At 60.1% G+C, this 9,600-nt stretch carries 5 protein-coding genes; all 5 read right to left on the reverse strand.

The features are described 5' to 3' along the window. Nucleotides 1-41: 41 nt before the first annotated feature. From GWK18_RS12550 to GWK18_RS12570, 5 genes are read right to left on the reverse strand one after another with little or no spacing between them, the layout of a single operon-like run. Nucleotides 42-446: a hypothetical protein gene (locus tag GWK18_RS12550; protein ID WP_166835639.1), complete on the reverse strand. Its 405-nt coding sequence runs from the start codon at nt 444-446 to the stop codon at nt 42-44. Nucleotides 447-451: 5 nt separating this feature from the next. Further along, nucleotides 452-3,610, reverse strand: coding sequence for a DEAD/DEAH box helicase family protein (locus GWK18_RS12555; protein ID WP_166835641.1), 3,159 nt, complete (start codon nt 3,608-3,610; stop codon nt 452-454). 4 nt (nt 3,611-3,614) lie between these two features. After that, nucleotides 3,615-5,717 (reverse strand): site-specific DNA-methyltransferase, encoded by a 2,103-nt coding sequence (locus GWK18_RS12560; RefSeq protein ID WP_166835643.1) that lies wholly within the window; start codon nt 5,715-5,717, stop codon nt 3,615-3,617. A 9-nt stretch (nt 5,718-5,726) separates the two neighbouring features. Next, nucleotides 5,727-6,392 carry a DUF4391 domain-containing protein gene (locus GWK18_RS12565; protein WP_166835644.1) on the reverse strand — a complete coding sequence of 222 codons (666 nt, stop codon included), beginning with the start codon at nt 6,390-6,392 and terminating at the stop codon, nt 5,727-5,729. Beyond that, a complete protein-coding gene (locus GWK18_RS12570; RefSeq protein ID WP_348535957.1) occupies nt 6,385-9,480 on the reverse strand; it encodes a helicase-related protein in 3,096 nt (1,031 codons plus the stop codon). Before GWK18_RS12570 ends, GWK18_RS12565 begins: the two co-directional genes overlap by 8 nt. Between the last annotated feature and the right edge of the window lie 120 nt (nt 9,481-9,600).

Below are 9,600 nucleotides of genomic sequence, written 5' to 3' on the forward strand. Positions count from 1 at the left end.
ATGATGACATCCTCCCCGCCAGCGCCTCCCGGCACTAACGATCAGTTGTCACCGATACGTTCCTCACGCCCCGACTCCGACCCGAACCCTTTCAGGATCGAGCCGAGAGAGTTGTGGAGCGCGCGGGCAAAGTCCTTTCCGAGCCCGCTGCCCGAGTTTCCGAGCACCGTGAATCCGAGCCAGTTCTGCTTCACCTCTTGGAACATGTACCAGGCCTTGATGAGCCCCGGATCGAGGTCGGGGGTCGCCCGGTCGCGTAGGAAGACCAGGTAGCGAATCATTCCTTCGTGAAGATCACGGTACTCCGGCTTCTGGCTGTTGAAGAGGAGGAAGGGGTCGATGAAGAGCGGCAGGTCCGAAGCAAGGCTGATGTCGAAGGCACCGTAGTCCTCCAGCACCGTCGGTGGAACTCCGAAGTGCTGAGAGAAGTACAGTTCGATGACCATCCCGACTACGCCCCAACGAGTTGCAGCAAGTGGTCGTAGCTCGTGACTCCGTGGTACCGGATGCCCGGGGTGCCGGCCACCTGGTCAAGTTTCTCGAAGAGCTTGTTGGCGCAGTCGATCTTCGCCTTCTCCGCACCACGAAGCTCTAGCGACGAGAGGGAGTACTTGGTTTCGGCGACAAAGTAGACGTGCTTGACAGAGCCTTCCTGGAAGGCGATCGCCCAGTCGGGGTTGTAGTCGTCGAGTGGTGTCGGAATCTTGAATCCGCGCGGGAGCTTGGTGAAGACGGACACCTCGTCGCTGATGTCGAGCGCGGCACCGAAGTCTCGTTCGACCTGGGAATCATCGAGGACGTACTCGTAGACGCTCTTATTTGGGGTGTGGACGGCCTTGGACAGGTCCTGAGCGGTCTGATTCTCGGTGAAGATCGAGGCGTCGTACCGGTCATCGAGGATGTCGTACTCAATGTGCTCGACCATCGTGGCCGCGGCCTGCTCGCGGATCAGCCGCGCAGCCTCGGTGATGAACTGCTCCGGGTTCTGCTTGAACTTCGCAAACGTGTCCGGTCTTACCCCGTGGAGGATGGAGGCGACCGTGCGGCGGGTGAGCTTCGTCTTCTCTGCGATCTCGCCGATCAGATCGTACGGCACCGTGGAGCTTGCACTCAGGGTGGATTCGGATGACTTCGTTCGGGTTACCTTGAAGCTCTCGCCGGACTCCAGGTGCTCGGCTTCGATGATGTCGCGCTGGACGCCCTCGGTCACGACGTACTGAAGGCGTGCTACTTCGAGGGACGTGTCGAGCACTCGAACGCAGTTGGCGATCAGCTCTTTCGAGTCGAATGCGACCTGGTACACCACGCGGTGGTTGATTCGCGCCCACAACTCCTGGAACTCCTTCTTGTCGAAGTTCGCCTTGTTCATCGGGACGACCTTTGCCTTGCGTCCGTCATCGACCTTCGGCGCCTGAACGTGGAGGGAGTCGATCAATTCAGCGACCTGGTAGAAGTACGGCTGCAACGCCGGGGGCATGTCGGGAATCTCGGGGAGATCGCCGCGTTCAAGCCACTTGTCGGTCAGGTGTTGGTCGTAGTCGATGAAGTCGTGCTTGATGAGCCAGTGCTGGAGTTGCTTGGCTTCGTCCAACGTGACCTTGTGTTCAACGCCTGCGATCACATCGAGCAGGACCGCTCCGGCGAAGAACTCTGGTGTTGCCTTCCGCGGGCGAGCGCTGAGCAAGCCCAGCGTCTCCTTTTGGAACCCTGCGACGAAATCAACGTAGGACTCCTCGGTGACGACGGTCAGAACGTTAATGTCATGGACGGTCACAGGGTTGTCGGCACGGTCGCCGTTGTGATCCACCGCGAGCCGAAGGCCACGCCCGACCTCCTGACGGCGAGAGTCCCCAGCGGTCGCCTTCTTGAGGAATCCGAGGGTGAAGACGTTCGGGTTGTCCCAGCCTTCCCGAAGCGCAGAGTGGCTGAAGATGAAACGGAGCGGGTAGTCGCGGTCGAGAAGCTTCTCCTTGTCCCGAAGGATGGCGTCGTAGGCCTCGGCGTCCTTGGACAGCCCCTTGCCCTTCTCATCCGAAGCATCGGACGCATCGCTGTTCACCCAGCGGCCGGTCTTCTTGTCGACCGAGAAGTACCCGTTGTGGATGTCGCGCACCGGGTCGCGTTCAAGGAACGCCCGGTAGGCCGCAGCCGACTCATCGAGGTCGAGCTCGCTGAGGCGCTCAACTCTGAGCGCCTCATACTCCTCTTCAAAGACTCTGGCGTACTCGCCTAGCCGGTCGGGCTGGTCGTAGTCACGGTACTTGTGAACCTCGTCGATGAAGAAGAGGGACAGAGCCTTGATTCCGTGCCCGAAGAGTTGCCTTTCCTTGTCAAGATGAGCGCGCACGACTTCCCGAATCTGGAGTCGGCGCTTCTGCTCGTCGGTCACATCGTTGGTGACCTGGCCTCCTTGGAGTACCTGTCCATCCAGGAGCGTGACGGTGTTCGCAATGGCGTCGATGTCATCGACGACGAGACCCTTGTAAGCTTCGATACCGCCCGAAATGTCGTGAAGCCGATCACCCTTCTTGACCTTCACCGTCCTGAGCGTGATGTTCCCGCTCTTGGGCTGATGCTGAATCTCGACACGCGCCTTCGGAAAGTCAGCGCCCTTGCCAAGCTCAAGCCCGTCAACGTAGAGGTACGCGCTACTCCCTGCAAGGCCTTTGACGCTGATGCCCCTCGCGGCGATCTTCTTGACCAACTTCTTGTTGTAGGCATCGAGAGCATCCAGTCGATGAACCCGGTTGTGTTCGATGGCGTGCGTCGCTGAGTAGCGCAGTGCGAAGAGCGCGTTGAAGCGTCCCAGAGCCTTTAGCGTCTCGCTGGGCTTGGCCGGATTGCTCCCGAGACGCTGCGGTTCGTCGATGATCAGGATGGGCCGGTTTGCCGCGATGACATCGATGGGACGCCGAGACTTGAACCCGTCGAGCGTCCTGAACATCTTGAGCCCGGGCGACTTGCCGGTCTCGGCCAGGTCCTGGTCAGCCCTCTTCGCATCGCGATTGAAGTTCTGCGCGTTGATGATCATGACCTGGATGCCTGCATCCGAAGCGAAAGTCTCGACGTCTTCGAGATGATCGGAGTCGTAGACGAACGCTCTGGCCTGAGTCCTGTACTCGGCGAGGAAGTGGTCGGCCGTGATCTCGAAAGACTTCTTCACCCCCTCGCGGATCGCGACGCTCGGGACGACGACGACAAACTTGGACCAGCCATACTGCCGGTGAAGCTCCATGATCGTCTTGATGTAAACGTACGTCTTGCCCGTCCCCGTCTCCATCTCAACGTCCAGGTTCAGACCCGCCGCCGGGCTGGCCACGAGTTCTCCGGACAACGGAAGCCCGGTCGTGCGCCGTTGCACGGCCTGAACGTTGTCGAGGAGCTGGGCAGAGCTGAGAAGCAACGGGCTGTTGCCATAGCCGGTTCGCGCTACAGCCTCGCTGAGACGGTGATCCAGCTCGGGCTGGTCACGCTGCTCCACCGTGCGTCCGGGATCGATCTTGTAAGTGACGTTGTCGGCAAACGGTTGGCGATGTACCGCCCCGAAGCAGTCCACCACTGCGTCCACAGCAGCGGTCTGGTAGTCCTGGACCTTGAACTGAAGCTTCATCGAGTCAGATCACCTTCAGTGTGGTGTCAGGTGACAGCTGCTCAAAGACCTGGTATGCGTTGATGGCTGTGTCATCAGTAGCGAAACCCGTGTCCTTGAAGACGACCTTCTGCGTCGCGTCCGCAGCAGCGCGCAGCGCGAGCGTTCGGACCAGTGCTTCGTCGAGGTGATCGTCGAAGCACGCGAGGAGTGCGCCGTCTTCGACCGAAAACACCTCGTGCCCATCTACGGATTCGACGTTGATTGGCGCCGATAGATCGAGACCCCATGCAATGAGCACCTCGAACAGCACGTCCATGCCGGTCCGGTCACTTTTGACGCTCTCGACGAGATCGAGCATCGCCTCTTGATCGGCCAGATCGGGTGTCATGGTGATGTCGGTGAAGTTGCTCGTGTCCACGGCGAAGACTCGGAAGCCAACGTCTCCGTTCCAGTCCGATGGCCTCCGGTGCTCCAGAGCCTGCGCGCCAGCCTTCTGGATTCGAATCTTGGTGAGTTCGGCGATGTTGAGTGGCTTCTCAAGCTTCTGGAGAAACTTGATCGCGTTCTGGATGGTTGTCTTGGCCGAACCAGTCGCAGACTTGAGGTTGTCCTCCAGGAGCTCGGGAAGCTGCACCAGGATCACGGGACAGTCGAGCCCCGTGCGGGCACAGAGGTCGAAGACGGCTTCCGCAGTTGTGCCAGACCCGGCGAAGAAGTCCATGACAACGCCACCCTTACCGCCGAGGACGTACTCGAACAGTCGAGACAGCACCTCATGGTCTTTAGGGTTGTTGAAAACCTGAGCGCCCATGAGTTCGCGAAGGTGCCGAACTGAGACCTGAGACTGCTTATAGAAATAGCTGCCGCGGACTTGGACGGCAAGCCCAGCTTCGTCTCCGCCGTCGTCTTCAGCGCTGTCGTCAACGTCGTCAACCTCGCCCGTCACCGGCCGGAGATGAGATTTGCGGAACGGCGGCTGGGTGTGATCGTCCCGGAATACGACGAGTCCTAAGTCGATCCGGCGCTGCATCTCATCCTCCCCGTATCGCCATCCTGCTTCAGGCACGGCGCAAGGTTGGCCCGTTATGGGGTGGAGCACGTCATATCGCGGCCCGCCGCCGCCCGGCCAGGAGATGTTGTCGTCTCGCCACGGGCCGTTCGCATCGATGTGTCGCGTACGTGCGAGCTTCTTCGCCGGGTGGCTCTTCGGGAGACTCTTGTACCAAGCTGTCAGATCTCTCTCGACACCCTCGTCATCGGCGCCATGTGCTTCACGAAGTAGGAGGTACTGCTCCCAAACTTCCCGTGCACCCGGCTTCTCTTCACGCCACGATGTCCCTTGCTCGCGCAACGACGACTTCGACTTTGCATAGACCAAGATGTACTCATGGCCGACCGAGAAGAACTTCGCGTCGTTTTTACGTCCCTTCTCCCACACGAGCTGTGCGATGAAGTTCTGTTCACCGAACACTTCATCCATGAGCCGGCGGAGAGATGCCTGTTCGGCATCATCGATGCTGACAAGGATCACGCCATCCTGGGCAAGGAATCGCTTCGCCAGGCGAAGCCGCGGGTAGATCATACTCAGCCAGTCCGAGTGAAATCGTCCGTTCGTCTGCGTATTGGAGACGAGTTTCTCGCCGGCCTCGTTCACTTGGCGCGACTTCCAGAGGAACTCCTGCGTTGAAGTCGAAAAGTCGTCCCGGTACACGAGGTCGCCGCCGGTGTTGTAGGGCGGGTCGATGTAGATCAGACGGACCTTGCCAAGGTACGACTCCTGGAGCAGCTTGAGTGCTTCGAGGTTGTCTCCCTCGATGAAGAGATTCTTCGTGACCTCGAAGTCCACCGAGTCGTCGAGATTGGGTCGTAGAGTCTTAGCTATCGGGGTGTTGGAGGCGAACTCGGCGGCGAGCTTGCCTGGCCAGTCAATCTGGTAGACCTCTTTGCCCTCCACGACGAAGTCGCTCAGTTCCTGCCTCAGCGCCTCGAAGTCGACCTGGTGAATGAGGTTCCCATCGTCGTCTCGCCCTTCGGTGACGATGTGCGGGAACAGCGTGGCGAGCGCCTCGACGTTCTTGCGGGTTACGTCAGCCGACTGCAACTCCAGCTTCTCAACGTGTTCCATGTCTCCCTCTCACACCAGGGCCGCGAGAGCGGCCTGGCGTTCCTTCAGTTCTCTGCGTAGTTCAATCTTGCGGTTGAGCTGCGGCTCGGTCCGGAGCTTGCGCTTCAGCGTGGTGACCTCACGTTCGAGTTTGCGCACCGCGGCCAGTCTGTCGGCGACGTCTGACATTTCCTCGCCTGGGCGTGTGGTGATCGGTGTCAGTGGCTGCAGGAGTACCGCGTAGAGCGCGGGCAGCGTGATCGCCGTAGGCAGGGCCTGCCGGCTCGTGTCTCCTGGCTGCCAACCGGTCGAGTAGTAGGCGCTGAGCTTGGGAGCCCCGGTGCCGAGCTGCTTGTGTGCCGCGACCGTCCGTGTCTCGGGTTGCTCGCCGCGTTGGCGGGCGATCTCGAAGATGATCGGGAACGGGATGGCCTTGTCGATGGCACCCAGGACGGCTTCGCTGACGTCGTCGGTCTTGGCGTCGATCGTGAAGACCTGTATCTCCGGCACTGCTGGTGTGCTGGGCAGGTTGATCGTGGCCTCGGCGAGTTTGTAGGCCCAGGTGACGCGTTGGACTTCATTGATGAACTTCTCTCGCACAGAGGTGTTGACGGTGCCGTGCTCGTAGAACTTCTCCTTGGGCACGCGTCTGCCGAACTTCGCTGCCTCGGGCCAGCGGTAGAGGATGTCAGTCATCAACACCGCCCTCGGTGGGATCTACAACGGCGATGAACGCGGTGAGTTCGAAGTCGTCGAGGCCAGCGATGGTTTGCGTGAGGGCGGTGGTGCTACCTCCGGTGAAGAGGCTGTCGATATCGCGTTCTTCGGTCACATCGATCATGGAGTGGATCGCGTCGGTGAGCAGCGCCGAGTACTTGCCCATCTGCGCGCCCTCGGCGGTCGCGGTATTGAACACGTCGACGACATCCGCGACCGGCTCCTCGTGGGGACGGCAGCCAGCACGCAGCAGGTCGAGAAGGTGCTTAGCTTCGGTGTGATTCTCGATGACTTCGCCCTGTTCGTCGAGGTAAACGAGGTAGTGCGGGTGGAGCCGATTACCTCGGTTGATGTGCTCGTCAGCAGTGAGGTTGCGCAGGGCGAAGATCACGCCAGGTCGCAGTCCCTTGCTGAGGTCTGCGGGAATCACGGCGTGGAGCCCACGGGGCGCTGTCTCGAGGTCACCGTGTTCCTTGATGTAGCCAAGCAGGTCCATGCGGAAGTCGTTGAGCCCGAGGTCGGTGATCGAGACCCCGGTGCGGACATCTTCAAGCTCGATGACTTCATCCTGGAGCTTGCGGAGTTGCTCCCTACGGAAGGCGGCCTCGGAGTCTTCAAGGGTGAGGACGTTGTCATCGGCCGTGCTGGCGAGGTCAGCGATGACCATGCGGTTCTCGACTCGCTCCTTGAGATTGATGTACTCATCCAGGGAGATGTCCGGCCAGAAGTTCACGAGCTGGATGTGGCTATTGGTGGACCCGATGCGGTCGATGCGGCCGAAGCGCTGGATGATGCGCACGGGATTCCAGTGGATGTCGTAGTTGATCAGGTAGTCGCAGTCCTGAAGGTTCTGGCCCTCGCTGATCACGTCGGTGCCGATGAGCACGTCAAGCTCGCGAGTCTCGTTCGGCATGGTGAGGTGGCGCTGCTTGGAGCGCGGCGAAAACAGTGACATGACCTGCTGAAAGTCGAACCCAGTACCGAGGGTTGTCTTCGCTCCATGACTGCCACCGGTGATCACCGCAGTGTCCAATCCAGCCCCCGCGAGGGTGGGCGCCAGCTCTTGGTAGAGATAGTCGGCCGTATCGGCAAAGGCGGAGAACACGAGTACCTTGCGGTTGCCGTCGTTGATCGGGTGCTCGGCCTTGTCCAGTATGAGTTGCTTGAGCTTGCGGAGTTTGAGGTCGTGGTCCGGGGTGACTTTGCGTATCTCGTCGAGGAGCTCACGGAGAGTCTCGCGGTCGTTCCATAGGTCGCGCTGCCAGGACTCCATGTCGAGGTCGTCGAGATCAATCTTGATCTTCTCGCCGAACGACAGCGCTTCGATACTCGCGGCCTCTTCGTCATCGACGTCGAAGTCAAGCCCGGCGAGTTCGGGGCTCAGGTCGGCGAGGTTGCCCGCGTGGTTGCTGATGCGTCCGAGAGTATGAGTGACGGAATCTTCGATCTTCACCAGAGTGAGGCGGAAGGCATCGACCGAGCTCTCCAAACGTTTGAGCAGATTGACGGTCATGAGCTTCTTCAAGCCCTGCTCACGCCCTGCCTGCCCGAGGTTGGACCGTGCACTACCTGCCGTGACGTTATAGAGGTTTTCGTACTTGGAGAGTCGGCTCGGGAACACGTACGCGAGCGGGGTGTACACGGCGAGGGTCAGCGCCTGGAGCTGCTCAAAGATGTCATTGAACCCGGGCGCATCCGGGAGGTCCGTCAGCGGCTCTCGAACCGACAGTGGCGGGCGTCGTCCCGGAAAGGCACCGATCTCAGTGGTGTCATAGAACGCCTGGATGTGTTTGCGGGAGCGGGCGATGGTGACGGAGTCGAGCAATTCGAAGAAGTCGAAGTCGAGCATCTGGAGGATGCGGTCGGTCGTGCGGTGCTCGGGGTCGAGTTTGGACCACTCGTTGAACACACGCTGCGCGTCGGAGAACACCTTCTCGACCGTCGTGGACAGGCTCAGGTGTTGGGCGAGGTTATCGGACTCGCCCTCGTAGGCGAGTTGGAGCTGGTTCTTGAGGTCGATGAACCGGTTGTTCACCGGTGTGGCTGAGAGCATCAGTACCTTGGTCTTCACGCCCTCGCGGATGACTTGACGCATAAGGCGCTGATAGCGCGACTCCTTCTCCTCCGCATAGTCGGCATTGCGGAAGTTGTGCGACTCATCGATCACGACGAGGTCGTAGTTGCCCCAGTTGATCCGGTCCAGCCGCAGACCAAGCGACTCACCCTTGGTGCGGGAGAGATCGGTGTGCGCGAGCACGTCGTAGTTGAACCGGTCAGAAGCGAAGATGTTGGTCGTGAGGTTGGCGTTGTAGTTCGTCCAGTTCTCCGCGAGCTTCTTCGGGCAGAGCACCAGCACCGACTTGTTGCGCAGCTCGTAGTACTTGATGACCGCGAGCGCGGTGAATGTCTTACCGAGGCCCACGGAATCCGCGAGGATGCAGCCGTTGTAGGTCTCCAATTTGTTGATAATGCCGGTAGCCGCGTCGCGCTGAAAGTTGTACAGGCTTTGCCAGACCCTCGTCTCCTGATAGCCGGTACGGTCGTTCGGCAGCACGTCCTCGTTGATGTCATCGAGGAACTCTGCGAACAGGTTGTAGAGGATCAGGAAGTAGATGCGTGCCGGGGAGTTCTCGGTGTAGACACTGGCGATGTGATCGTGGACGGCCCGAGAGACATCACTGACCTGTTCGGGGTTGTTCCAAATCTGATCGAACAACTGCATGTACTGCTCGGTCATCGGAGCCTCATCGAGACGGTTCACGAAGCTCGACACGGCGTTGCCACGTTCGTAACCGAGATCGGCGGTGGTGAACCCCTGGAGCTGAGTGTAGGCAGCCTTGCCATCGATGACCGCGAACTGCTGCATCGGGTTGCCCGTGGAGTTCGAGCGAAATGTAACCTTGCGTCGAACCCAGTCAGCACATTCACGGGCGATCGCGCGCTGGGTGAGCTTGTTGCGCAGCCTGATCTCGAAGTCGGACCCGGCCAGGCTCGACTCGGCCTGACCGCCGGGGATGAAGAACTCGCGCCGCTCCTTGCGGAGCTTGTCCGTTACCTTCTCGGTCACGAACGACGGCGACGTGAAGATGAACTCGAGCTCGCTGACCTTCTCTAGCTGTACTTCCCCGGCAGGTTGTGAACACGCGGGGTAGATGAAGGCCTCCGGGCAAGATGTGGGTTACCACAC

Origin of the sequence: Kocuria sp. JC486 (genome assembly GCF_011602805.1) — a bacterium.
Classification (GTDB): Bacteria; Actinomycetota; Actinomycetes; order Actinomycetales; family Micrococcaceae; genus Kocuria; species Kocuria soli.